Annotated in this window: 28 protein-coding genes; 14 read left to right on the top strand and 14 right to left on the bottom strand. The window is 66.2% G+C overall.

All coding sequences use genetic code 11. The features are described 5' to 3' along the window. Positions 1-20 precede the first annotated feature (20 nt). The 3 genes from DMP03_RS13360 to DMP03_RS13355 form a co-directional block, all read right to left on the bottom strand. Positions 21-860 carry an MBL fold metallo-hydrolase gene (locus tag DMP03_RS13360; protein ID WP_152121047.1) on the bottom strand — a complete coding sequence of 280 codons (840 nt, stop codon included), beginning with the start codon at positions 858-860 and terminating at the stop codon, positions 21-23. Between the two features lie 39 nt (positions 861-899). Further along, positions 900-1,025: a hypothetical protein gene (locus DMP03_RS14800; RefSeq protein WP_268900773.1), complete on the bottom strand. Its 126-nt coding sequence runs from the start codon at positions 1,023-1,025 to the stop codon at positions 900-902. A 337-nt stretch (positions 1,026-1,362) separates the two neighbouring features. Next, a complete protein-coding gene (locus tag DMP03_RS13355) occupies positions 1,363-1,785 on the bottom strand; it encodes a YlbF family regulator (protein WP_152121046.1) in 423 nt (140 codons plus the stop codon). A gap of 85 nt (positions 1,786-1,870) precedes the next feature. On the opposite strand from DMP03_RS13355, the gene dph2 reads away from it, so the two are divergent. Continuing rightward, positions 1,871-2,917 carry a diphthamide biosynthesis enzyme Dph2 gene (gene dph2 / locus DMP03_RS13350; protein WP_152121045.1) on the top strand — a complete coding sequence of 349 codons (1,047 nt, stop codon included), beginning with the start codon at positions 1,871-1,873 and terminating at the stop codon, positions 2,915-2,917. A gap of 6 nt (positions 2,918-2,923) precedes the next feature. Continuing rightward, the gene (locus DMP03_RS13345; RefSeq protein ID WP_152121044.1) at positions 2,924-3,544 is read left to right on the top strand and encodes an METTL5 family protein; all 621 of its coding nucleotides are present in this window, start codon (positions 2,924-2,926) and stop codon (positions 3,542-3,544) included. On the opposite strand, the gene DMP03_RS13340 is transcribed toward DMP03_RS13345, so the two are convergent. The 5 genes from DMP03_RS13340 to DMP03_RS13320 are packed head-to-tail and all read right to left on the bottom strand — an operon-like array spanning position 3,541 to position 8,785. Then, entirely contained in the window at positions 3,541-5,169 is a 1,629-nt protein-coding gene (locus DMP03_RS13340; protein ID WP_152121043.1) for a rhomboid family intramembrane serine protease, read from the bottom strand. The genes DMP03_RS13345 and DMP03_RS13340 overlap by 4 nt on opposite strands. Positions 5,170-5,197: 28 nt before the next feature. Then, positions 5,198-6,202 carry an alcohol dehydrogenase catalytic domain-containing protein gene (locus tag DMP03_RS13335; protein WP_152121042.1) on the bottom strand — a complete coding sequence of 335 codons (1,005 nt, stop codon included), beginning with the start codon at positions 6,200-6,202 and terminating at the stop codon, positions 5,198-5,200. A gap of 28 nt (positions 6,203-6,230) precedes the next feature. Continuing rightward, positions 6,231-7,427, bottom strand: a complete 1,197-nt coding sequence (locus DMP03_RS13330) for an MFS transporter (protein WP_152121041.1) — start codon at positions 7,425-7,427, stop codon at positions 6,231-6,233. A 41-nt stretch (positions 7,428-7,468) separates the two neighbouring features. Next, the gene (locus DMP03_RS13325) at positions 7,469-7,669 is read right to left on the bottom strand and encodes a hypothetical protein (RefSeq protein ID WP_152121040.1); all 201 of its coding nucleotides are present in this window, start codon (positions 7,667-7,669) and stop codon (positions 7,469-7,471) included. Positions 7,670-7,711: 42 nt separating this feature from the next. After that, complete coding sequence (locus tag DMP03_RS13320; RefSeq protein WP_152121039.1) at positions 7,712-8,785, bottom strand: phosphotransferase family protein; 1,074 nt, start codon at positions 8,783-8,785, stop codon at positions 7,712-7,714. 151 nt (positions 8,786-8,936) lie between these two features. Here DMP03_RS13320 and DMP03_RS13315 point away from each other — a divergent pair, with 151 nt between their 5' ends. The 6 genes from DMP03_RS13315 (at position 8,937) to DMP03_RS13295 (ending at position 12,261) form a co-directional block, all read left to right on the top strand. Continuing rightward, positions 8,937-10,130 carry an MFS transporter gene (locus DMP03_RS13315; protein WP_152121038.1) on the top strand — a complete coding sequence of 398 codons (1,194 nt, stop codon included), beginning with the start codon at positions 8,937-8,939 and terminating at the stop codon, positions 10,128-10,130. A gap of 29 nt (positions 10,131-10,159) precedes the next feature. Beyond that, positions 10,160-10,924 carry an SIR2 family NAD-dependent protein deacylase gene (locus DMP03_RS13310; RefSeq protein ID WP_152121037.1) on the top strand — a complete coding sequence of 255 codons (765 nt, stop codon included), beginning with the start codon at positions 10,160-10,162 and terminating at the stop codon, positions 10,922-10,924. Further along, a complete protein-coding gene (locus tag DMP03_RS14425; RefSeq protein WP_172967162.1) occupies positions 10,921-11,076 on the top strand; it encodes a hypothetical protein in 156 nt (51 codons plus the stop codon). Before DMP03_RS13310 ends, DMP03_RS14425 begins: the two co-directional genes overlap by 4 nt. Positions 11,077-11,137: 61 nt before the next feature. Then, positions 11,138-11,368, top strand: a complete 231-nt coding sequence (locus DMP03_RS13305) for a hypothetical protein (protein WP_152121036.1) — start codon at positions 11,138-11,140, stop codon at positions 11,366-11,368. A gap of 170 nt (positions 11,369-11,538) precedes the next feature. Continuing rightward, on the top strand, positions 11,539-11,826 hold the full coding sequence (locus DMP03_RS13300) for a hypothetical protein (RefSeq protein WP_152121035.1): 288 nt from the start codon (positions 11,539-11,541) through the stop codon (positions 11,824-11,826). 33 nt (positions 11,827-11,859) lie between these two features. Further along, positions 11,860-12,261, top strand: coding sequence for a cupin domain-containing protein (locus tag DMP03_RS13295; RefSeq protein ID WP_152121034.1), 402 nt, complete (start codon positions 11,860-11,862; stop codon positions 12,259-12,261). Here the strand turns inward: DMP03_RS13295 and DMP03_RS13290 are convergent. Continuing rightward, the gene (locus DMP03_RS13290; protein ID WP_152121033.1) at positions 12,258-12,536 is read right to left on the bottom strand and encodes a glutathione S-transferase N-terminal domain-containing protein; all 279 of its coding nucleotides are present in this window, start codon (positions 12,534-12,536) and stop codon (positions 12,258-12,260) included. The two genes, DMP03_RS13295 and DMP03_RS13290, sit on opposite strands and share 4 nt — an antisense overlap. 78 nt (positions 12,537-12,614) lie before the next feature. On the opposite strand from DMP03_RS13290, the gene DMP03_RS13285 reads away from it, so the two are divergent. Then, a complete protein-coding gene (locus DMP03_RS13285) occupies positions 12,615-13,088 on the top strand; it encodes a redoxin domain-containing protein (protein WP_152121032.1) in 474 nt (157 codons plus the stop codon). 109 nt (positions 13,089-13,197) lie between these two features. Here the strand turns inward: DMP03_RS13285 and DMP03_RS13280 are convergent, their stop codons facing one another. Both DMP03_RS13280 and DMP03_RS13275 read right to left on the bottom strand, forming a co-directional pair. Beyond that, positions 13,198-13,881, bottom strand: coding sequence for an HAD family hydrolase (locus tag DMP03_RS13280; protein ID WP_152121031.1), 684 nt, complete (start codon positions 13,879-13,881; stop codon positions 13,198-13,200). Continuing rightward, positions 13,878-14,852: an MBL fold metallo-hydrolase gene (locus DMP03_RS13275; protein ID WP_152121030.1), complete on the bottom strand. Its 975-nt coding sequence runs from the start codon at positions 14,850-14,852 to the stop codon at positions 13,878-13,880. Before DMP03_RS13275 ends, DMP03_RS13280 begins: the two co-directional genes overlap by 4 nt. A gap of 132 nt (positions 14,853-14,984) precedes the next feature. On the opposite strand from DMP03_RS13275, the gene DMP03_RS13270 reads away from it, so the two are divergent. Together DMP03_RS13270 and DMP03_RS13265 are read left to right on the top strand one after the other, a co-directional pair. Then, positions 14,985-15,770, top strand: coding sequence for an SDR family NAD(P)-dependent oxidoreductase (locus tag DMP03_RS13270; protein ID WP_152121029.1), 786 nt, complete (start codon positions 14,985-14,987; stop codon positions 15,768-15,770). Beyond that, entirely contained in the window at positions 15,767-16,762 is a 996-nt protein-coding gene (locus DMP03_RS13265; RefSeq protein WP_152121028.1) for a TIGR04024 family LLM class F420-dependent oxidoreductase, read from the top strand. The genes DMP03_RS13270 and DMP03_RS13265 overlap by 4 nt, the downstream gene beginning before the upstream one ends. Here DMP03_RS13265 and msrA read toward each other — a convergent pair. Then, positions 16,759-17,313: a peptide-methionine (S)-S-oxide reductase MsrA gene (gene msrA / locus DMP03_RS13260; protein WP_152121027.1), complete on the bottom strand. Its 555-nt coding sequence runs from the start codon at positions 17,311-17,313 to the stop codon at positions 16,759-16,761. The two genes, DMP03_RS13265 and msrA, sit on opposite strands and share 4 nt — an antisense overlap. Positions 17,314-17,382: 69 nt before the next feature. On the opposite strand from msrA, the gene DMP03_RS13255 reads away from it, so the two are divergent. Both DMP03_RS13255 and DMP03_RS13250 read left to right on the top strand, forming a co-directional pair. Then, positions 17,383-18,804: an MATE family efflux transporter gene (locus DMP03_RS13255; protein WP_152121026.1), complete on the top strand. Its 1,422-nt coding sequence runs from the start codon at positions 17,383-17,385 to the stop codon at positions 18,802-18,804. A 45-nt stretch (positions 18,805-18,849) separates the two neighbouring features. Continuing rightward, the gene (locus tag DMP03_RS13250) at positions 18,850-20,544 is read left to right on the top strand and encodes a thiamine pyrophosphate-binding protein (protein ID WP_152121025.1); all 1,695 of its coding nucleotides are present in this window, start codon (positions 18,850-18,852) and stop codon (positions 20,542-20,544) included. A gap of 18 nt (positions 20,545-20,562) precedes the next feature. Here the strand turns inward: DMP03_RS13250 and DMP03_RS13245 are convergent, their stop codons facing one another. Both DMP03_RS13245 and DMP03_RS13240 read right to left on the bottom strand, forming a co-directional pair. Next, positions 20,563-21,309 carry an HpcH/HpaI aldolase family protein gene (locus DMP03_RS13245; protein ID WP_152121024.1) on the bottom strand — a complete coding sequence of 249 codons (747 nt, stop codon included), beginning with the start codon at positions 21,307-21,309 and terminating at the stop codon, positions 20,563-20,565. A 39-nt stretch (positions 21,310-21,348) separates the two neighbouring features. Then, positions 21,349-22,779 (bottom strand): FAD-binding oxidoreductase, encoded by a 1,431-nt coding sequence (locus tag DMP03_RS13240; RefSeq protein ID WP_152121023.1) that lies wholly within the window; start codon positions 22,777-22,779, stop codon positions 21,349-21,351. Positions 22,780-22,962: 183 nt separating this feature from the next. Here DMP03_RS13240 and DMP03_RS13235 point away from each other — a divergent pair, with 183 nt between their 5' ends. Continuing rightward, the gene (locus tag DMP03_RS13235) at positions 22,963-24,510 is read left to right on the top strand and encodes a long-chain-fatty-acid--CoA ligase (RefSeq protein WP_152121022.1); all 1,548 of its coding nucleotides are present in this window, start codon (positions 22,963-22,965) and stop codon (positions 24,508-24,510) included.

Below are 24,510 nucleotides of genomic sequence, written 5' to 3'. Positions count from 1 at the left end.
TATACAGGCGGCTACGGCCGTTATAGCTCGACGCGGTCGCCGATCTCGGCCAGTTCGAGCGCTCGGGGACGTTCGAACGACCGGATGTGCGGGCGGAGCGCGGTCGGGTCGGCGGTCAGGTTCTTCCAGATGTCCCAGTGGGTCGGGAGCAGCCGGTCGGGCGAAAGCTGTGCAGCCGCCTCGGTGATCTCGTTCTCGTCGGCGTACCACTGCTTGTACATCACCCCACCCTCGGGGTCGGGCAGGTAACCCGAGGAGCCGAAGGCGAGCGCCGCGAGGTCGATTTCGTACTCGTCGCCGATAGCTTCGAACGCCTCGCTGGAGCGAGCGTCGCCGCCGTGGAAGAACGCCCCCGACTCGTGGTCGATGACGTACGAGACCGGATGGGTTGCATCCGGGTCCCGAGCGGGTTCGACGTGGACGGTGAACGCGCCGATATCGAAGATGTCCCCTTCGGTCACGGTCTCGAACTGGTCGACGTCGATTCCTTCGTCGTCGGCCCATCCTTCCGACTCCGTCACGGCAACGGAGTCGTCCGGACCGTAGTAGCTGGCGTCCGTGTTTCCGAGTATCGGGCGCTGTGTCGGGCCGTGGACGTGGTCGGAGTGTTCGTGCGTCGCGAGCACGCCGTCACACTCGGTTACGTCGTTCGGGTCGAACGGGACCGGAACCATCCGTCGCGTCCGTGGCGGGTCGCCGTCCCCGCAGTACGGGTCAATGAAGAGGGTGGTCCCGTCGCTCGCTTTCAGTATGAAGCCGTTACAGCCCAGATACCACAGGTCGACGCCGTCGGGGGTCGCGTCGGCGACTGCCCGCGGAAGCCAATCGCCCCAATCGGAGCCGGGGAACTCGTGTGCCATGGCCGTCGTTCGCAGTCACGAGGGAAAAATCGCCGCGCTTCACCGCGACTGTCCGCGGTAGCTCCCGGCGAACGAGTACGCGATACCGACGAGTACACCGAGACCCACCACGCCCGAACCGACGCCGAGTGAGATTTCGGTCGGCGAGTAGACGGACAGGAACACTTAGATGAGTGTCCCCGGGCGACCGAGGGTGAACGAGTCTACGCCCAGTGCCGAGAGGAGCGTGGGTCTCGCAATTCTGTGAGGACGTGAGGGGGGAGAGTTCGTCAGCGTCAGCGCCATCCGCCCGTCTACGACCGCGCCGGCCGCGTTGGCTACCAGCGGGACCCCCAGCCGAGACCGACGATTACCGACGTGCCGACTGCGATCGACTGTGTCCGGCCCTGCGTCATCGTCAGATCCGCTAGTACGTGGTCGCTTGCCAGGACTGGCCCATGGACGAACCGGCCGCTACCGGGACGTAACACCGTTGTAGAACGTAAGAGTGGGAGGAGTACAGTTAGTCCTGACAGCAGCCGCCGGCCTTCTCGCCGAAGTCGACCGACAGGGGAGCGGAGATCATCTTGTTGAGTTCCTGCAGTTCTGTCTCCATCTGCTCTTGTGCCTCGAGATACTCGGCCATCACCGGCATCTCGTTGAGTTCCTCCTGTGCGGCCTGTAGCTCACGGAGGTCCTCGTTGGAGGCGTCGCCGGACTGCCGGGCCATCATGAACTCCTCGCGAAGCTGCTCGAACTCCTGAATGCGTTGTTGGGCCTCCTCGTCGTTCTCGACGGCGCGTTTCGCCTCTGTGAACCGCTGGTAGGAGTCGAGTTCTTCGATGGTCGAACCGAGGTCGCTCGCGAGCTCGGTGACCCGAGCCGCCGTCGCCATCCCCGAATCCGCGTTCGCCTCTGCGTCCGCATCCGTGGGTTCGGTGCTCATACATTAACCTCGGACCGCGGCGGTTTAGGTTTGCCGAATAGGGGAAAGCGCGCTCGTTTTACGCCTCGGGTCGATACACCGTGTAATGAGCCAAGAGCCGCGCACTGAGGGTGACCTCCGCAACACGGGGATGGCCCTCAAACACGAGCGGACGTGGGACTACGAACTCGACCGCATCGTCGAAGCCGCCGAGGAACGCAACGCACAGAAGATCGGTCTCCAGTTTCCCGAGGGGCTGAAGCGACGCGCCCCGCACGTCGCCGACGACCTCCGCGCCCTCCTTCCAGAGGAGGTGACCGTCATGATTTCGGGCAAGCCCTGTTACGGTGCCTGTGACCTGGACACCTACATGATGCGCCGGACGGATGTGTTCGTCCACTTCGGTCACTCCCCGATGAAGGAGTCGGACAAGATCATCTACGTGCCCCTGTTCTCGAACGTCGAGGTCGCGCCCATCATGGAAGACTCCCTCGATGAGCTCGCAGACCCCGAGAAGAATCCAGACGTGGGGCTGGTCACGACCGCCCAGCACATGAACAAGTTCGAGGAGATGCGCGAGTGGTTGGAGGCGCGCGGCTACACCGTCCACACCCGACGCGGAGACGACCGCCTCACCAACGAGGGGCAGGTGCTCGGCTGTAACTACGCCTCTGCCGACATCGACGCCGACCAGGTGTTGTACGTCGGGGGCGGGAAGTTCCACCCGCTCGGACTGGCGATGGAACACCCGGAGAAGAACGTCGTCATCGCCGACCCCGTCAACAACGTCGTCACCATCGCCGACACCGAGAAGTTCCTCAAGCAGCGCTACGGTGCGGTCCATCGCGCGATGGACTCTGAGACGTGGGGCGTCGTCTTCTGTACGAAGATCGGGCAGGGCCGCTGGGACGTGGCCAACGAAATCGTCGAGAACAACGAGAACGCATACATGCTGACGATGGACGAGGTCACGCCCGACCGGCTCACCCAGTTCGGCTTCGACGCCTACGTCAACACCGGCTGTCCACGCATTACGACCGACGACGGCCCGCAGTTCAAACAGCCCATGTTGACTCCCGGAGAGTACGAGATCGCCATCGGCGAGAAACCGCTCGACGAGCTTTCCTTCGACACCTTCCACGGGACGTGGTGAGGTAACGTGACCGAACGCCGTCAACTCGCACAGCAGCTCGGCGTCGTCGCGGGGTTCGACGACCCCCGCATCGACCTCGAACAGTACCGCACGCCGCCGGACCTCGCTGCACATCTCGTCCACGTCGCCGCGCTTCGAGACGACATCGCGGGAGCGACCGTCGTCGATTTGGGCTGTGGCACCGGGATGTTGACGCTCGCGAGTGCGCTCGCCGGCGCGCGGCTATCGGTCGGCGTTGAACTCGACGCTGCGGCCCTCTCGACCGCGAGCGAAAACGAGACACAGGTCGGCGCGCAGGGCGATATCGCGTGGCTCCGGGCAGACGCGACGCGACCACCGCTGTCGTGTTCGGACGCGACGGTCGTAATGAATCCGCCCTTCGGCGCGCGCGACGGGAACGAACACGCCGACCGCGCGTTCCTCGCCGCGGCGCGTGAGCTCGCGGTCGTCTCCTACTCGATTCACAACGCCGGGAGCCGTGACTTCGTCGAGTCGTTCGCCGCCGACGAGGGTGGCGAGGTGACACACGCCTTCGCCGCCGAGTTCGACGCACCGAGCCAGTACGACCACCACGACGAGGAGACGCGAACGCTCGACACCGAACTGTTTCGGATTCGCTGGGACTAGTTCCCGCGGGTGCTCGCGCGCCGGGCAATCGGGACACGCGTCTCGCCACTGACCGCGACGAGCGTTCCCTCGTCGTTCTCGACGGAGAGTCCGCCGACGGCCGTCGTCTCGTTCGAGACCGGTATCGACGTGCGGCCGAGCTCCGTCCCACGTCTGGTCACGGAGAGTCGGAAGCCGCTGCGCGTCGAGACGACGGTGACGTTCCGCCCGTCGATAGTGGGTGTTGCCCGCGACGGGTCCGAGGTGTACGCGAGCGTCGACTCGACGCCGTGGTCCAGCCGGACTGTGTAGACCGACCGGTTGCCGACGACGTTCCACTGGACGCGCTGTGCGACGACGGTGTCGCGCCAGCCGACGCCGCCGACCCGGACCGTCCGTGCATCCCCGTCCGCGAGCCGTCCGGCCGGTATCACCGTCTGCCACACCTGTCTATCCGGGCTGGCGACGATGACGCCGCTCGTCGTCACCCCGGAGGCGTTGTAGATTGGGAGGTCGTACGCGCCGACGTACTGGTTGGGCACGTCTTCGCCGTAGAAGACGGTGTAATCGCGTATCTCGACACTCTCCGCTGGCGTCGCTGTCTCGTTGACGACGAGCAGATTGTACGGGACAGCGATAGCTGCAACGAGCGCGAGCACGCCGACGAGTGTCACCACGGCGACCTGTCGTCTGGTCAGGTCCGTTTGTGGGAGCAGTGGTCGGGTCGAACTCTTCGCTGCGAGCGTGACGAGCGCGGCGAGGGCGAACACCGCGGCGACACCGACCGCTCGAAAGAGGACGTACGTGTCCCCGCCCTGAAAGAGATACAGCGCCCACAGCCCCTGTGCGGCCGCGTAGCCGAGCGTGCCGAGCCAGATGCGCCCCGGCGACGGAAGTTCGCCGCGTCGACGGAACAGAAGGATGGCGAGCACGATACCGATGAAGATGCCGAGCGCGTGACCCTGGACGGCGATATCCGACCAGCTGGGCGTGACGTACCGGGTCGAGCCGCTGGCGGTGAAGACGGGAGAACGGAGCGCGCTATAGCCTAAGTTCACCAAGTCGCCCGCGACGACGAGCACGAGCGTGACGACGGGGTAGCGAACGAGCGCGAACCCGGCAAAGGCGAAGACGACGCCCGAGAAGCCGATGACCGGACCGAGCGCGAACATGCCCGTCGCGACGGCCAGCAGGACGGCCACAAGAGGGACAGCGAGAATGCGGACGAACGGATTGGAGCGCCACGAGCCGAACGACGACGACCCGCGTTCGGTGGGGAAGTGGCTCCACGCGTACTCCGCGAGCGCGCCGAAGATGACGGTACCGAACAGATTCCCGAGCAGGTGACCCGGCCCAGAGTGGGCCAGCCCGGACGTGAGAACGCCGAGCGGATAAAAGTACGACCACGAGCGGAACGGGATGACGACGGGTCGATACCAGTTACCGAGTCCGCCCTGTACGAACAGATAGACGGCGAGGACGAGGAGTATCGTCAGGAGCGTCCCCCAGGGGACGCCGAGGACGAGCCGCGAGCGGAGCGTTCGTCCCCACTCCCCTTCGGGGCGGGCGAGTCTGAGGAGGATACCCACAGACAAGAGCACCGTCCCGACGAGGAGAATGCGCGAGACGCTGGCGAGCGGGTCCATATCGAGGGATGCGGGCGGAGGCGTATAGCTATGGCGTGACCACGAGCTTGCCGAACGCGTCCCGCGTCTTCATGTCAGCGAAGGCGGCACCTGTCTCGGCAAGCGGGTACGTCGCATCCACCAGCGGCTCGAACCGGCCCTCGGCGGCCAGCGAGACGAGCCGTTCGAGTTCCGGCTGAGTGCCCATCGTACTGCCGAGAATCGCCTGCTGAGCGAGGAAAAAGGGCGCGGCATGCTGGTCGAGCGTCGCCCCGGCGGTGCGGCCACAGACGACCTGCGTCCCGCCGGTTCGGAGGACGCGGCCGCAGATGTCAGTGAACGGGCCGGAGAGGTGATTGAGGGCGGCGTCGGCGCTCGATTCGCCGGCACCGTCGACGAGAATCTCCTCGTCGCTCCCGACGACGACTTCGTCCGCGAACTGCGCGAGGCGGTCGGCCTTCGACTCGGAGGTGGTCGTACCGACGGTAGTCGCACCGAGCACGTTCCCCAGTTGAATGCCCGCGAGCCCGACCCCGCCGGTCGCACCGGGGACGAAGACGCGGTCGCCGGCCGTCACGTCGGCCTTCCCGAGCATGTGCCACGCCGTGAGATACGCCGTCGGGAGCGCGCTCGCGGCCGCAAACGACAGCGATTCCCGCAACGGGATCAGGCGGTGAGCGGGGGCGACGGCTTGCTCCGCGAAACCGCCGTGATACAGCGAGAACGCCTCGCAGGTGTTCTCCGGCCCTTCGCGACAGCGGTCGCAGGTGCCGCAGGTCTGGTTGGGACACAGGAGGACGCGGTCGCCGGTCTCAATATCGGAATCGGCGGGAGCCGCACGGACGACACCGGCCGGGTCCAGTCCGGAGACGAACGGGAGGCTCTCGCCGCGAATCATCGCGGAGTCGCCATCGAGGATCCAGAGGTCGTGGCGATTGAGCGAGCAGGCCTTCACGTCGACGAGCGCCTCCCCGTCGCCGGGCGTCGGGTCGGGCTGTTCGATGAGGTCGACACCGTCGGGACCGACGAGGTCGGTGAACGCAGCGGCGTGCATACTCGCGTCTCACGGCCGGGCCACAAAACTACTCCCCCCGACGGTATAGGGCCGTTAGAAGTGCGAAGCCCGCTGCCAACGCCATCGTTCCGGCGAGCACCGAGAACGCGACCCGGAAGCTGGTCGCGTCGGCCACGATGCCGACCGTCGCTGGAGCGACCGCACCGACACCCATCAGCAGGGTCCGGACGAGTCCGAGACCGCCGCCGGCGATCTCGTCTGGAATCGCCGCCGAGAGATACGCCGCGCGCACCGGTCGGAATCCGTGGCTCCCGACTCCGAGGAGTAGCGTCGCGACCCCCAACGGAAGCAGCGTCCCTCCGGCAGTGACCAGTCCGACGAGCGCCCCCGTCGCGAGCGTGAGCACACCGACAACGAGCGGGAGTCGGCCGAGTCGGTCGGAGAGACCGCCAGTCACCACCTGCACGACGCTGACCGCGAACAGTCCGCTGTAGAGGAGTGCGGCCGTCGGCTCCGACAGCCCCCGCTCCACGAGGTACGTCGGGAGGAATGCCACGACGCCGTTGTACGCGAAGGAGAAACAGAGCGTCACGGCGACGAACAGCAGGAAGCCGCGGTCGCGAAACGGGCCGAGATACGGCCGGACGGCGAGTCGGTCACGCAGGTCCGACACGCTCGCTTGGACACCGGCGTTCGCACGCGGGACCCGGGCGAGCAGTCCGACCGTCAACAGCGCGATGACGCCACCGACGACGGCGAAGTGGGCCTGCCAGCCGGCCGACGAGAGCGCGAAGACGACGGCCGGAGGTGCGACGACACCACCGATCGTGCCGAGGGTGTCGAAGACGCCGAGCGCGCGTCCGGTTCGGCTCGGATACAGCCGCGCGAGTAGCCCGACTGCGACGGTCTTGTGGACGCCCGTGCCGAGTCCGACGAGCAACATCCCGGCGACGAGCAGCGCGTACGAGGTCGGCAAGAGGAGGACGACAGCGCCGGCCGCAGCTGTCGCGGCTCCGGTAGCGATGACGCGTACGTCGTCGAGCGCGTCGGCGAGGGCCCCGCTCGGAAACTGGACCAGCGCGTACACGAGCAACATCGCGGTGTAGGCGACGCCCAACTCGCCGTTCGACACCGACAGCGACACCTCCAGCGTCGGGAACAGCGCAGGGAAGCTGTAACGTGCCAGCTTGGCCGTCAGCCAGAGCCCGCCGACGAAGACCAGCGGCTCGACGCCCGGTGAACTGGTCGCGTGGTCGTCGGCCATCTACTCCCCGAGAACGCGACGAGGAGCAAAAGCGACGCGGCTCAGGCAGAGAGCCACGCGTACGTCTGGAGCGCGCCGAAGACGAGCGCGAGGATGCCGTTTTCCGCGACCAGCAGTGTCCCCGCGTCGGTCACTCGCGCGGCGAGGGTGGTGACGCCAAACAGCGTCGCGAGCGTGAGGTTGTACTTCGCGAGCAGCCGCCAGCAGGACTGGTCGATGTCGATGAGTCCATCAGAGCCCATGCGTGTACGCCACGCCGGGGAGAAAAAAGCGTCGGGCTGTAGCTACAGCGGCTCGTCGCCCTCGATGATACGGAGCGCGCGGTCGGCGAGATTCGGTACTCCCTCGCGCATCTGCGGGTACATGTCGTCGTCGCTGTTGCCCTCAAGATACCGACGGAAGAACATCTCGCCGAGCCCGGCGAGCTTGTAGACTGCGAGTGCCCGGTAGAAGCGGTCGTTGTCGTACGAAAAGCCCGTCAGCTCCTCGTATCGGTCGACGAGGTCGCGACGCGTCGGGTAGTCGTCGGTCGCCATGAAGTCGTTCGCGGTGTCGTCACCGCGCGGCGGGTCTGGGTCTTTGGGGTCCCACCAGTACGAGAGCATCCAGCCGAGGTCGGTGAGCGGGTCACCGAGCGTGGACATCTCCCAGTCCATGACGGCGACGACTTCGGGGTCGGCTCCGGGACCGTACATCACGTTGTCCAGCTTGTAGTCGCCGTGGACGAGGGTTGCCGGCGGGTCCTCTGGAACGTTGTCCTTCAGCCACGACATCACGTCGTACAGTTCGGGCACCTCGCGCTCGTCGGCGGTCACGTCGAAGGCCCACATCAGCTGTTCGGACCAGCGGTCCACCTGTCGCTCGGTGAACCCCGGCGGGTAGCCGAAGTCCCCGTGTTCGAGACCGACGGCGTCGTAGTCGACCTGGTGGATGCGCGCGAGGTTCGTCACCAACTCGTAGCCGATCTGTTGGCGCGCCTCGGGGTTCTGGAACCGCTCCGGTTCACCATCACGGAGCACGTCACCCTCGACGCGGCCCATCACGTAGAAGTCCGACCCCAGCACGTCGTGGTTCTCGGAGGCGACGTAGGTCTTCGGCACCCGAACGTCGGTGTCCTGTAACGCGTCGATTACGCGATACTCGCGGAGCACGTCGTGGGCCGTGTCGGCCGTCTCGCCCGGCGGCGGTCGTCGGATGACGAGCCGGTCGTCGCCCCACGTCACGAACAGGGTCTCGTTGGAGTGGCCCTCCTGGTGGTGGTGGACCTCGTACTCGTCGACGGGACTGAGCTCGGCTTCAAGGAACGCGGCGAGCTTCTCCACGTCGACGATTCGCTCGAAGTACGTTTCTTCGCTCACGGGTGAACACCTAACATTGTTAGCCGTGGCTTCCGACCGCAAGGAGGAAAATGTACGGGTTACCCGAACGCACGCTGAGAGAACATACCATTCGACGTACAAAACCTCGCGTCAGGAAACCGATTACAAGGAGCCGACTGATGGGTCGACAATGTCGCTCCGGTCTCGGCTCCCCTCGCGCGTGGTCGCGACGTACTACGCGTATCAGGCGACGCTCTCCTTCGGGTTCTTCGCCCCCGTGTTCACCATCTTTCTGCTCGCGCGGGACCTCTCGTACACCGAGATTGCGCTCCTCTCGACGGAGAGTGCGATACTCACCGTCGTCGGGGAGGTGCCGAGCGGCTATCTCGGTGACCGACTCGGTCGTCGGGCCAGCCTGTTCGTCTCCACGACCGCGATGACACTCTCCATCGCCGGGTTCGTTGTCGCGGAGTCGTTTCCGGCCTTCGTTCTCCTCTATGGTCTGTGGGCACTCGCGCGGGTGTTCCGCTCGGGGACGGGTGACGCGTGGCTCTACGAGACGCTTCGCGACCGACTCGACGACGAGGGGCGATTCACCGCGGTCCGGGGCCGCGGACGGGCGGTGAATCTCGGGGTGACGGTGCTCGCAACCCTAGCCGGCGGGGCACTGTACACCGTCCAGCCGGCGCTTCCGTTTGCCGTCTCGGCCGGACTCCACGCCCTCGGAGTTCCGATACTGCTCTCGTTTCCGAAGACGGCCGCGTTCAACGACGGCCGTGACGCCACTGTCTCGATACGCGCCACCGCGCGCGTCGTTCGAGAACAACTCACCGCTCCCGGAACGCAAACCGTCGTCGGCGTCGCCGCGGTGTTTTTCGCGTACACGAACACGGTCAACAGCTACGTCCAGCCGACCGTGCGGGACATCGTCGGGTTGCCGGTCTCGTTTCTCGGGCCACTGTACGCCGGGTTTACCTTCGTGTCGGCCGTCGCGGGCTACTACACGGGCGCCGTCGACGCACGGGTCGGCTCGCGGCGAACGGTCTTTATCACCGCGCCGCTGGTGATTCTCGGCGTCGGTCTCGTGACGCTGTTCCCGCTGCTCGCGATTCCGGCCTTCCTCGCGTACAAGGGTGCAGAGACGCTGCTCCGGAGCGTGACCGCTGGATTCCTCAACGACCGCGTGACCGATGCCGGCCGAGCGACGACGCTCTCGGCCGCGTCTATGACCTACGCGCTCGCCAGACTCCCGCTGTTGGTGGCTGCGGGCGCGTTCGCGGACCGTCGTGGACCGCAGCCCGTCTTCGGAGCCGTGGCTGCGGTCTGTTTACTCACAATCGCGCTCCTCTGGCTTGCCACGCGGCGGGTCACTGCCGACACATAGGTTATGCCACCGCGGTCACAACCCCGGATATGCACAATCGCGTCAGCGAGGCCGCGGCCCGGCTCCGGGCGGCCGACAAGGCCGTCGCGTTCACCGGCGCTGGCCTCTCGACTGCCTCGGGTATCCCCGACTTCCGCAGCGACGGCGGTATCTGGGACCGGTACGACCCGATGGACTTCCACATCCGCCGGTTCGAGCGCGACCCCGACGGCTTCTGGAAGGACCGCGCCGCGATGGTCACAGAGGTGTACGACGGCCACGACCCGAACACCGCACACGACGCACTGGCTTCGCTCGAAGCCGACGGCTATCTCGACTGCACCATCACCCAGAACGTCGACGGCCTCCATCACGCCGCCGGCAGCGACGACCCCGTCACGATTCACGGCACCGGGAGCCGGGTCGCGTGTCGTGACTGCGAGACGCGGTTCGACGCCGAGCCGTACTACGAAGCGGTTCGTGAGGGCGACGTCAACGGTGCCCCGGCGTGTCCGACCTGCGACGGCACTCTCAAACCGGACGTGGTGTTGTTCGGCGAGCAGATGCCATTCGGCCCGCTGAACCGCGCTCGAACGCTCGCCCGCGAGAGCGACTACTTCCTCGTCGCGGGGTCGTCGCTGAGTGTGGAACCGGCGGCGTCGCTCCCCGACCTCGCGGCAGACACCGGAAGCACCCTCGTGGTCGTAAATCTGGAGGAGACACAGGCCGACGAGCGGGCGGAGTTCGTCTTCCACGCGGACGTGACCGACGTGCTACCGGCGCTTCGTGCTGCGACCACGGAGGCGGGTAGATGATGCTCTTCGGCACGCACGACGGGCTGTATCGGGTCCCGCGCGAGCCGTTCGAGTCGCCCGCGCGTCTGCTCGATGGACGAATCAACGACCTCTGGCGTGGCGACGGGTGGTATGCAGCTACCGATGCGGCTGTTTCGGTCCGCCGACGGTGAACTGTAGCGTCGGCAGTCGATCGGCAAGAGCGTCGGCGCGGTCACCGGTGACGGGGACAGGGTGTTCGCCGGAACGTCTCCGGCACAGGTCTTCGTCAGAGAGGCGACCGGTGAGTGGCACGCGGCCGAGCAGTTTCGTGGGTGTGGAGACACGGACCGGTGGGCCGACCGGTCACCGCGGTCCGACGGCTCGCTGGTCCGGTCGTTGGCCGTTGACCCGACGAGACGAGTTGCCGCCGGTGTCGAGGTCGGTGGTGTACTCGTCTCTGCCGACGGCGGAACGAGTGGGTAGATCGCTCCGAGGGACTCCACGACGACGTTCACGAGCTGCTCGCCGTCGGGGCAGGAGCGTTCGTCGCCGCGACCGGAAACGGGCTGTATCGGACGACCGACGCCAGGCGGTCGTGGCTCCGACCCGACACTGACTTCCGTGACGACTGGTACAACTACCATCGGACGGTCGTGAGCCACGAGGGCGGACTGTTCACCTCGGCAGCCGGCTGGGGACCAGAGGCGGGAGCCGGTGCTGTGTTCATATACGACGACGCCGGCGCTGACCGCGTCGATACACCTCTCGATGCCGGATTCATCGTCGGTTGTGCGGTCGCGAGCGATGGACTCTACGCCGTGGCGTTGGACTGTGCTGACGGATTCGGACAGTCGGGCCCCGCCGAGGTGGGCCGGTACGACGGAGAGTGGACCACGCTCGGAACCGTTCCCGCGGGCGGGCGATGTCTCGATTTCGGGTGAGGATTTTTGCCGACGGCAAGCGCGCACCACTGTATGCCACACTACGAAGTGGTCGATACCGACGACGTACCGCTGCAGGACCTCTCGGAGTCGACAGAGATGCCCCCGGACCTGAATATCCGGGCTATCGACGCCGCGCTCGGGACCGAGCAGATCGGGGTGAAGCTCTGGTACTTCGAGCCGGGCGAGGAAATCGGCTATCACGCCCACAGCGAGCAGGAGGAGTTGTTCTACGTGCTCGAAGGTGAGTTCTCGCTGAAGCTGGGCGAGTCAGGCGAAGAAGAGTACGTTGAGGCCGGTCCCGGAACGTTCTGGGTCGCGGGTCCCGAGATGGGCCACGGTCACCGATGCGTCGGCGACGAGCAGGGTGTCGTACTCGCTATCGGTGCGCCGTACGTCGACGACCCCGGATTAGACCCGCACTCGCTCGATTAGAGCGACACGTCGACTTCCTCCGGGGAGTCTGCGTCGCCGTAGGTCGTATGAAGATACTCAACGATGTTCGCCGACTCGGCCATCGTGACGCCGTGCTCGGGGTCAATGAGGACGGGCACGGCGCGTTGACCCGAGACGGTTTGTACCTCGTTGCGCTTGGAGTGGAGTCCCTCAGTCCAGACGGAGTCGTAGTCGAGACCGAGTTCGTCCAGTTCGTCGACGACGAGTTCACAGAACGGGCAGCCTTCGAGCCGGTAGAGAACGCAGTCGCTCATATCTGGTCGTTGGACGCCGCGGCACATAATCCCACGGGCGCGGCGAACCCTTTTGTTGCGAGCGAGCGACCCGTCGCTATGCCACCTGCTGTCGGCGACACGAGGCCGGAGTTCACCGCTCTGTACTGCGACGGCGAGACGTTCCGTGAACGCAAAGCGCACGACCTGCTGGACGACGGGGGAGTCCTCGTGTTCGCTGGCTTCGCGTTCAACGCGATCAACGAGAACTGGTGGAAACAGTACGCCCGCACCGGCTGGGACGAGTTCGACGTTCCCGTCGTCCCGGTCGTGCGTGACGGTCCCTACGCGGTGAACGCGTTCCTGCGCGACATCGACGTGCCGTTCGACGCCGTCGCCGACGTCGAGGGGACAGTCGCCGACGCGTACGACCTGCTCGTCGAGCGCGAGGGGATGGCGGGAACTCGGACGGCGCGCCGCTCGGTGTTCGTCGTGGATGAGACGGGCGATATCCAGTTCCGGTGGCTGGCCGACGACTGGATCTCGCCGGTCCCGCGTGAGGAAATCGAGGACGCGGTCGCTGGACTGGCGTAGCGAACAGGTGACACCGACGCGCCCCGGAGCGGTGTGTCACGCATTCTCCTGTCGCGCTCCGGGCGATTCACTGGCGCACAGAGCCGGTGGCTCGTATTGAAATAAGAAGCTACGCGTCTCCACGGATGATGGGCGGTAGTTCGTCGAAGTGGTCGATTTCGTAGGTCGCCTTCGGGCCGGTCGCCTCGGGACCGTACGCGATGGCGTCGAGACCGGCGTCAACCGCACCCGCGACGTCGTGGTTGTAGCGGTCGCCGACCATCACGCCGTCGCCGGGATCACCACCCCACGAATCGAGGGCGGTCTCGTACATCCGAGAGTCGGGCTTGGTGTACCCGACCGCCTCGCTCGTCGTGACAGCGTCGAAGCAGTCGTCAATGCCGTTGCGTTCGAGCAGGTCGTGGGCCGCGTCGGTGTCGATGTCGCTGATGATGCCGAGATACACGCCCATCTCGTCGAGCGTCTCGATGGCCTCGATAACACCGTCCTCGGTCCGGGCCGTCTCGTTCGTCGCCGCCTCGAAGATCTCGCGCCACTCCTGCTCGGGGGGCGGTGACCCGTCGAACAGGTGCTCGGTGGCGACGCGGTACCCCTCGTGGGCGGTCTTGTACTCGTTTCCGTCCCGCTGTTTGAAGTAGCTCCCGAGGGCGGACTTCCAGCGGTCGAGCGCGTTCTCGGGTAGGTCGTATTCGCCCCCGAGACGATCGATGAACAGCGCGTACCCCTCGCGGATGCTCGGGAGGTGTGCGACCACGCCGCCGAGGTCGAAGAAGACGGCCTCGTAGCGAGTCATGCGTACCTCCGGACGCCGTCCACGAGTTCGCTCTCGACGCGCCCGGTCTGGTCGAGATGGGCAAGCCCGCTCATCGTCTCGGCGTACATGTACCGAGGTTTCCGCCCGCGGGCGAGTTCCGCCGCGACCGCGGGCATGGTCTCGAAGCCGTCATCCACGAGCCCTTCGATGGCGTCCAGTCGCTTGTGGAGCCGGCTGCGGTCACGGTCGAGAATCTCACCGAACTGCTCGTGGGGTTTCCCGTGTCCGGAGAAAACGCGGTCGGGGTCGTGGGGTTCGAGCCGGTCTAGGGCGGTGAACGCGGCCTCGAACGCTTCGGTGTAGCCGTCGTCCATCCCGTCGTGGATGACGACCGCACGGAACGGTTCCATCACGGTATCGCCCGAAAACAGGAGCGTCTCGCCGTCGTATCCGAGCAGGTATGCGAGGTGGTCGGCCTGGTGACCAGGCGTGTGGACTGCCGTCCCGGAGATCGGTCCGAAAGAGATCTCTCCCGGGGTGAGCCACTCGTCGACCGCGTCGGGCGGAAGGAGTCGCCGATTCCGTTCGAGCGACTCGACAGCCGACTCGACCTCGTTGTCGAGGGCGTCGCCCGTGATACCTGCGGTGGCCGCGTTCTCGCGGACGCGCTCGCCGAGCGCGGTCGCGGCTCGTGTGAACCGTTCCCGGACGGAGGCTGGCGCGTAGACGGTCGGGTCGCCGGCGTCGAGCACAGCTCCCACCTGGCCGATGTGGTCGACGTGTGGATGGGTCAACACGAGGTGTTCGATGTCGCCAAGACCGTATTCCGCGCGCTCCAGCGTGGACTCGAACCGTTCGTCTGCAGGCGTCTCTTGTTCTGGGGCTGCCGGAATCCCGGCGTCGACGAGAACTGGCTCTTCTCCCCCGAGCAGGTGACAGGCGACGTGGCCCGGCGGCCAGTCGACCGGGAACTCCACCCGGTGGACCGACTGCGTTCGTTGGTCGTGCATACTCGAACCGTACCGTCCGGGCGAATAAACGTTCGGCTCCTCGCGAGCGAAAATCTCGAACAACGGCTACGCTCGTCGGTGTGTTTATTTACGCTGGGGCCGCTGTCGCCAAACGAGCTTACGACTGTAAACATGACACGAAACGAACGATTCAGCGTCGACGGCGACGTGATAGTGATTACGGGGTCGAGTCAAGGTATCGGGAAGACGACGGCAGAGACGCTGGCGGCAGACGGCGCGAAAGTCGTCGTCTCTTCGCGCTCACAGCAAAAGGTGAACGCGGTGGCTCAGGAGATCAACGACTCGGGCGTGCCCGGCGAAGCAATCGCCGTCGAGTGTGACGTGCGCGACCGCGACGCCGTCGAGGCGCTCATGGATGCGACCGTCGAGGAGTTCGGCCGCATCGACACGCTCGTCAACAACGCCGGCGCGTCGTTCATGGAGAGCTTCGACGACATCTCCGAGAACGGCTGGAAGACCATCGTCGACATCAATCTCCACGGAACCTTCCACTGTGCGCAGGCCGCCGGCGAACGGATGCAAGAGCAGGGCGACGGCGGGAAAATAATCAACTTCGCGTCCATCGCCGGGACGCGCGGCTCCCCGTACATGAGCCACTACGGCGCGGCGAAGGCCGCCGTCGTCAACTTCACCACGACGCTCTCCGTCGAGTACGCGCCCCACGACATCCGGGTCAACTGCATCGCGCCCGGCCTCGTCGCCACGCCCGGGGTCGAATCCCAGATGGGTATCGCCGCCGACAGTGTCGACCGCGACAGCGTCGACCGCCAGATCGGTGTGCCCGAGGAGATGGCCGACATCGTCCAGTTCCTCGGCAGCGACGCCTCTTCGTACATCGTCGGCGAGACCATCGTCACGAAGGGCGTCCCGGACATCGGCGAAGGCCGCGACGTATGACCAGCCGCGAGCTGTTCTTGCCCGTCGCCGCCCAGCCGAGCGTCGAGTCGCTCGTCGACATGGCGAAGACGGGCGAAGAACTCGGCTACGAGCGCGCGTGGCTCCCCGAGACGTGGGGCCGTGACGCCGTCACCGTCCTCACGAGCATCGCCCGCGAGACCGACGACATCGGTATCGGCACCTCGATTGCGCCGGTGTACTCGCGGTCGCCCGCGCTGCTCGGCCAGACCGCGGCCACGCTACAGGAGGTCTCCGACGGCAGGTTCCGGCTCGGTCTCGGCCCGTCCGGGCCAATCGTCGTCGAGAACTGGCACGGCGTCGACTACGGCAATCCCCTGAAGCGGACGCGGGAGACGGTCGACATCGTCACGCAGGTGCTCTCCGGCGAGACGGTCGAGTACGACGGCGAGAACTTCGACCTCTCGGGGTTCCGGCTTCGGTGTGCGGCTCCCGACCCAGCACCCGCGGTCGACGTGGCCGGGATGGGACCGAAGGCGGTCGAACTGGCCGGACGCTTCGCTGACGGCTGGCACGCGCTCATGTTCACGCGCGACGGCGTCCAACAGCGCCACTCCGACCTCGAGCGCGGCGCTGAGATGGCCGAGAAAGACGAGGTCCCCCGGACGACGATGTCGCTCACCTGCGCGGCACTGGAGGACCGCGAACGCGCTCGCGATATCGTCAGGCAACACACGGCCTTCTATCTGGGGTCGATGGGGACCTTCTACCGCGACTCGCTGGCGCGGCAGGGCCACGAGGAGACGGCCCACGCCGTCTACGACGCGTGGCAGGACGGAAACCACGGCGAGGCGGTCGCCGAAATCAGCGACGACCTGCTCGACTCGCTGGCCGTGGCCGGAACCCCGGAGGAGGCCCGCGAACAGCTGAACGCGTGGGAGCGTATCGACGCGGTCGATGCCGTCTCGGTCTCTTTCCCGCGGGAGGCGACGCTCGAGGAAATCGAAGCGACGACGGAAGCGCTCGCCCCCTAGTCGTCGGCCGGCTTCGCGGCGACCTTCTCCGCAAACTGCTCGCGGACCTTCTCGATTTTCGGGTCGGCGTTGAACTGACAGTAGGCGTCACCCGGATTCTTCTCGTAGTAGTTCTGGTGGTACGCCTCGGCCTCGTAGAAGGTCTCGAGGGGTTCCAGTTCGGTAACGATGTCGTCCTCGTAGACGTTCTCGGATTCGAGCCCCTCGATGAACGCGGCCGCGACCTCGCGCTGTTCGTCGCGCTCGTAGAAGATTCCAGAGCGGTACTGCTCGCCGATATCCGGTCCCTGCCGGTTCAGCGTCGTCGGATTGTGGATGGTGAAGAAGACGCGCAGCAGCTCGTCGTAGGTGATCTCCTCGGGGTCATAGGTGATGCGGGTCACCTCGGCGTGGCCCGTCGTTCCCTCACACACCGCCTCGTAGCTCGGATTCTCGACGTGGCCACCGGCATACCCCGCGGTCGTCTGCTCGACCCCCGCGAGTTCGTCGAACGCGGCGTCGGTACACCAGAAACAGCCGCCGCCGAACGTCGCCGTCTGGAGTTGGCTCATACAGGACGGAGGGTCTGTGACCGTTTGAACCTCACGCCGACTGCAAACGGCTAACTGGCCCCCGGACGAATCGCCGGCGTGACACTCCTCGCGGCGATCTGGGCTTCCGTCGCCGGACTCCTCGATCGCGCCGGCGTCATCGACGAAGGGCGGCTGCGCGACGTGTTCGACCTCTCGTGGCCGCGTATCGTCACCGGCTTTGCCATCATGTCGAAGCGGACGGTCGATCTGGCCGTCGTCGGTATCGCCGTCGGCACCGACGCCGTCGCCGGCATCACCGTCGCCAACGGCTTCTGGACGGTCGGGAAGTTCGTCTTCATCGGGCTCGCAGGAGGGACCCTCACGCTCGTCTCACAGAACTACGGAGGCGACGAGCGCAACCGCGCGACTGCCGTCGTCCAGTTGAGCTTACTCGCCGCGGTCGTCCTCGCCGTCCCCATCGCGCTCCTGTACAATCGTGCCAGCGTCTCTCTGGTCGGGCTCATCGACGGGGGCGCGGACGCGACCACCTACGGTGCGACGTATCTCGCCATCCTCGCGCCGGGCCTGCTCTTCGAGGCCGTCAATCTCGTCGCTTCACGGACCTACGCGGCCGTCGGTAACACGACGACGCCGATGGCGATTCGCGCGACCGGTGCGGTCCTCAACATCGCGTTGAGCGCGACCTTCGTCTTCGCCGCCGACCTCGGGGTGTACGGCGCGGGTCTCGGGACGACGGTCGCGACGCTGCTCGTGACCTGTATCTTCGTGTGGGGACTCACCGGTCGGTCGTACGCCGGCCGGGGTGCGAGTCCCCTCCCCATCTTGAGCCGTGTCGCCATCGGCCGAACCCTCCCGCAACAGCTCCTGTCCGTTTCCGTCCCGCTCGTCGCGCGCCGCACCGCACAGGGACTCGTCGTCTTCCCGCTGCTCGCTATCGCGGCGACGTTCGGCCCGGTCGTGTTGGCTGCCCTCGGCGTCGCCCGCCAGATTCGACAGCTGCTCAACAGCTTCACGTGGGGCTTTTCGATCGCCGTCTCGACGCTCGTCGGACAGGCCCTCGGCGCGGGCAAAGAGACGCTCGCGACGGCCTACAGCCGCGAGGTGACGACGCTCTCGCTGCTCGTCTATCTACTCGCGGGAGGCGTAGTCCTCCTCGCAGCGCGGCCGATTGCTGCCGTCTTCGTCGAACCGACGGCCGTCGCGCGGACGGTGCCGTTCGTCGCCGCCGCGGCCGTGAGTTCCGTCCCGCTCGGCGTTGACGGCTCCATCACCGGCACGCTCCGGGGTGCAGGCGACACACGCGTCCCCTTCGCCGCGACGCTCATCGGGCTGTATCTCGTCGCCCTCCCGGTCGCGTTCCTGGGGACGCGACTCGCCGTCGGTGCCAGTCTGCTGTTGCTCGCGCTCGTCGCCGAGACCACGGTACCGGCGCTCATCAATCTCCGGCGCGTACGGTCCGGTCGGTGGCTGGAGGTCAGCCGCGCCTACCGACCATCCGCCGACGAGTGACCACCTGCCGGCAGCTATTTGCCGGTGGGCCTGACACGTCATCGCATGACCGACAGCTACACCGGTGCGGACCTGTTCGTCGACGCGCTGGAAGCGTACGACGTGCCTTACCTGTTTGGCAACCCGGGCACGACCGAACTGCCGCTGATGGAGGCGCTGCCCGACTCTGACATTGAGTACATGCTCGGACTCCACGAGGACGTGGCCGTCGGCGCGGCCGCCGGCTTCGCACAGACCCGTCGCTATCACGCCGACTACGACCCCGACATCCGTCCGGCGGGCGTCGCGAACCTCCACATCACGCCCGGTCTCGCCCACGGTCTCGGAAATCTCTACGGCGCGTCGATGACGGGCGCACCCCTCGTCCTCACGGCGGGCAACCACGAACTCGACTTCCGCCACGAGGAGCCAATTCTGACCGGCGACCTCGAAGCGCTCACCGACCAGTTCTGCAAGTACGCCGCCGAGGTCACGTCCGTCGACTCGCTGGCGATGATGGTTCGCCGCGCCTTCCGGACGGCCCTCACGCCACCGACGGGACCGGTCTTCCTCGGTTTGCCGGTCGACGTGATGATGGCCGAGACGGACGACCGGCCGGAGCCGTTGGGACCGATTCCCGACGCCGGCGGCGGCGACCCGCGACAGATTCGCGAGGCGGCGACCGCGCTCGTCGAGGCCGACAACCCTCTGCTCGTCGTCGGCGACCACGTGGCGCGAGCCGGGACCGACGCCATCGACGCGGCGGTCGAACTCGCGGAGGCGACCGGGGCGCGCGTCCACGGCGAGATGCTCGGCTCCGAGGTGGCGTTCCCGACCAGCCACGAGCAGTGGCTCTCGTACATGCCACCCCGCGAGAATCTTGCCGTGATGTTACAGAACACGGACACCATCGTCTTCGCGGGCTGTTCGACGAACACGACCCTGTTGCGCCACGAGGAGCCGCTCGTCCCCGAGGACGCGACCACGATTCACCTCTCGGACGACGCGTGGCAGCTCGGCAAGAACGAGCCGGCAGACGTGGCCGTCATCGGCGATCCGGGCCGTATCATGGGCGCGATTGCGACCCGCGTCGACGACAAGTTGGACGCCGAGACGCTCGAAGCGCGGCTCTCACACGTCGCCGCGATGAAGAAGTCGATGGCCGCCTCGATGGACGCGATGGGTGAGGGGGACGCTCCCGAGTCTGATCCGCGCGCCTCCAAACGCGAGGTCGTGGAAGCCATCATCGAGGCCGACGTCGACCCGCGAATCGTGGACGAAGGAATCACCGCCAAGTACGCGCTGCTCACCCACTACCCGCTCGAACCGGAGAGCTACTTCTCGAACAAGGGCGGCGGACTCGGCTACGGACTGCCGGCAGCTATCGGAGCCGCAGCGGCAGAGTCCCTACAGGACGAACCGCGTGACGTGCTCGGCCACATCGGCGACGGGTCGTATCTCTACTATCCACAGAGCATCTACACCGCCGTTCGCCACGGACTCGACTTGACCGTCCTCGTCGTCGACAATCGGAACTACCGCATCCTCAAGGACAACACCAACAGCATGTTCGGCGGGGACGACGACGACCACGACTACGTTGGCATGGACTTCGACCCGCACGTCGACATCCCGATGAACGCCGAGAGCCACGGCGCACGCGGACACCTCGTCGAGACCATCGACGAACTCGGTCCGACGCTGAACGAGGCGTTCTCGACGCCGGGGGTCGACGTGATCGACACCCTCGTCCACGACTGACGGTCGGTCTTCCGTTCGTTACTCGACCTGTTCTCGCGCACGCTCGCCCAGATTGCTCACGCCACGCTGGATGTGACCTGCGTCCGTCCCCGCGATGAGGTAGTCGAACCCCCACGCACAGTAGCGGTCGACGCCCTCCGGACTCGTCGCGAGCGTGCCGACCGGGGTCGCTGTTTCCCCGCCGGCGGCAAGGATAGTCTCGACTGCACCCCGGAACACGTCGCTCTCGAACTGCCCGAAGACGCCGAGATTCGCCGAGAGGTCCGCCGGGCCGACGAACAGCGCATCGACGCCGTCGACCGCCGCGATCTCGTCTACGTTGTCGAGTCCGGTCTGCGTCTCGATCTGGACGACGAGGGTTATCTCGTCGTTGGCGGTCGCGACGTACTCGCCGAGGTCGCGACCGTAGGCGGAAGCGCGCATGCCGGCGACACCGCGGCTCCCTTCGGGCGGGTAACGAGCCGCTTCGACCGCCTCCCGCGTCTCAGTTGCGGACTCGACCATCGGCACCATCACCCCTCGTGCCCCCACGTCGAGCAGTCGTTTAATCGCGCCGGTGTCGTTGTCGAGTGCGCGCGCGAGTGGGACTGCGTCCCCGTCTGCGGCCTCGATCGCCCGAATCTGGTTCGCGATGGTGGCCGTGCTGTTGGGCGCGTGTTCGGTATCGAGCATGACGAACTCGGCGTCGGGTGCGACCATCTCGGCGACGACTGGGTCGGCCAGTGAGACCCACGCGCCGACGGTGAACGTCTCGGTGGAGAACATAGCAGGTGCGCCACAGGGGACGAATAAAAGTGCTGGCTCTCAGTCGTCCGTCGCGAGGTCGAACGCGACGCGGCCGCCCTCCTCGCTCGTTTCGGGGAAGATCTTGCCCGGATTGAGGATGTCCGCCGGGTCGAAGGCCCGTTTCACTTGCCGCATCAGCTCTACGGCGACCGCACCGTGTTCGCGTTCGAGATACTCCCGTTTGCCGAGCCCGACCCCGTGTTCGCCGGTGGCCGTCCCACCCATCTCGATGGCGCGGTTCACGATATCTGAGTACACTTCCTCGGCAGCGGCGCGCATTTCCGGGTCGCTCGTGTCTGCGAGCACGGAGTAGTGGACGTTGCCGTCGCCGGCGTGTCCAAAACACGGGACGAGCAGGTCCTCCTCGCCACCACGCTGTTTCGCATAGCGGATGATCTCACCCAACTTCGAGATGGGGACCGTGATATCACCCGGGTGAACGGGCGAGAGATCGGGGTCGTAGCTGCTGACCGCGAAGGCCAACTCCTCGCGGGCCTCCCACAGCGTGTCCATCTCCTCGTCGCTGGCGATGTCGAACCGCTCGACGCTGTGGCTCTCGAACAGCGACCGGCAGAAGGCGATCTCCTCTTCGATACCGTGATTGGCGTGGAACTCGACGAACAACATCGCGGAGTCGGGCAAGTCGAGCCCCTGATACGCGTTCGCCATCGCACCGGCCGTCTCGTCGACGAGTTCGATCTTCGCCACGTCGACGCCCGACTGGACGGCGTCGGCGACGGCGTCGGTCGCCGCGTCGAGCGAGGGGAAGACCGCGCGGCCGCCGCGAATCTGTTCCGGCCGGCCGGCGAGTTCGAGCGTGGCGCGGGTCACCACCGCGAGCGTCCCCTCCGAGCCGACGAGCAGGTCGGCGAGGTTGTAGCCGGCGCTCGTCTTCTTGGCCCGTGAGCCGGCGGTGAATATCTCTCCCTCAGCCGTGACCGCCTCCAGTTCGAGCACCCAGTCGCCCACCTCGCCGTACTTGACGGTCTGCATCCCGGAGGCGTCGTTGGCTATCATCCCGCCGATGGTCGAGAGGTCGCCCGAAGACGGGAGCGGCGGAAAGAAGAGACCCGACTCGGCGACCCGCTCCTCGACCGCAGAGCCGAGTACGCCCGGACCGACGTCGACCTGGAAGTCGGCCGGACGCACCTCGTGAATCTCGTCCATCCGTGTGAGATCGAGACTGATGCCAGCGAAGGAGGGGACGGCGTTTCCTTCCATCGAGGTGCCGGCCGCGTAGGGCGTGACGGGAATCTCGCGCTCGTGAGCACCCGCGAGCACGGCCGCCACGTCGGTCGTCGACTCGGGGAAGGCAACCGCGTCGGGGACGGTGGCGTGGCTGCTCTCGCGAGACCCCCAGTCGGAAGCGTGTGACTCACGCGTCGCGTCGGTGAAAGCGACCTGCTCGTCGGAGAGCGCGTCGGTGAGAAACGTACAGTCGTGGCGCATACCCGATGGGACGGGTCGACCGTGATAAATCTACGCACGGTCGAACGAGGCGGTGGATTGCGCGTGTCTGTCGGTAACTGTCGAGCGGTAATCGGCTAACAGTCGTATCGTTGGGTGAGATTTCGTTACCATCGTTCACCCGTATGGCAAGCTTTTCGGTGTCCCGTTCGGAGTAGCAGACGTATGAGTAACTTAGTCACGGACATCGAGGAGACCGTGGGAGAGCACCCGGACGCGACCGCGCTCGGCTACGACGGCCACGAGTTCACGTACGAGCAGTTCTGGGGGCAGACGGGCCAGTTCGCACAGGCGCTTGCAGACGCCGGCGTCGAGCCGGGCGACCGCGTCGGGCTGTACCTGCCGAACGTGCCGCAGTACGTCACGTCGTTCGTCGGGACGCTCCGTGCCGGCGGCATCGTCGTGCCGATGAATCCGCAGTATCGCTCGCGAGAGATCAGCCACCTGCTCTCCGATTCGGGCGCGAAGGCGGTCATCACGCTGGCCGACCTCGTTCCCGAAGTGAAGAAAGTGCAGGACGACACCGAGGTGGAAACGGTCGTCTCCGTCGGCGGTCCCGCGGAGGGCGCGACGGAGTTCGACGAGTTCCTCGCCGACGAGATGCTCCCCGTCCAGGACCGCGCGGACGACGACGTGGCGGTTCAACCCTACACGTCCGGAACGACCGGCCAGCCGAAGGGCGTTCTCCTCACCCACCACAACCTCGCCTTTGACGCGCGCGCCTCCGCGAAGATTCACGACGGAATCGACGTTTCTGATAAGTTCCTCGGCGTGCTCCCGTTGTTCCACATCTACGGGATGACGATCACGATGATTTCGACGCTGTTCGAGGGCGGGTCCTACTGGCCGATGCCGGAGTGGGACGCCGAGGCAGCGCTCGAACTCATTGAGGGCCAGGGAATCACCCACGTCCACGGCGTGCCGGCGATGTTCAACGACGTGGTCAACACGCCCGGCGCAGAAGACTACGACCTCTCGTCGGTCGAGTTCGCCAACTCCGGCGGCGACTCCCTGCCGATCGAGGTGATGGAACAGTTCGAGTCGATGTACGACGTGGAACTGTTCGAGGGGTACGGACTGACGGAGACCTCGCCCGTCACGCACGCCAACCGCCCGGACGACCGACGACCAGGCTCCATCGGGAAGACGCTTCCCGGCATCGAGTCGATGATCGTCGACCACGACTTCAACGAACTCCCGCCCGTCGAGGAGGGTCCCGTCGACGACGAGACGGAACTCGACGACGTGGTCGGGGAACTCGTCATCAACGGTCCGAACGTGATGCAGGGGTACTACGAGCTTCCGGAGGCCAACGAGGAGGCGTTCACTGAAATCGACGGCAGACGCTGGTTCCACACCGGCGACCTTGGCTACCAGGACGAGGACGGCTTCTTCTACGTCGTCGACCGCGAGAAGCATATGATCGTCACGGGCGGGTACAACGTCTATCCGCGCGAGGTCGAGGAACTGCTCTTCGAGCACCCAGACGTGGCCGACGCCGCCATCGTCGGCATCCCGGACGAGCGCCGCAACGAGACGGTGAAGGCGTTCATCGTCCTGAAGCCGGACGCCGAGGTGACCGAAGACGAGATTCAGCAGTACTGTCTCGACAACCTCGCTCCGTACAAACACCCGCGTGAGGTCGAGTTCGTCGACGAACTACCCCGTACCTCCACCGGGAAGGTCCAGAAGTTCGAGCTCCGCGGCGAGTAG

Origin of the sequence: Halosegnis rubeus, from assembly GCF_009184545.1 — an archaeon.
Lineage (GTDB): Archaea > Halobacteriota > Halobacteria > Halobacteriales > Haloarculaceae > Halosegnis > Halosegnis rubeus.
Note: the sequence above shows the minus strand (reverse complement) of the source record. Positions and strands in the feature narration are given on the sequence as shown.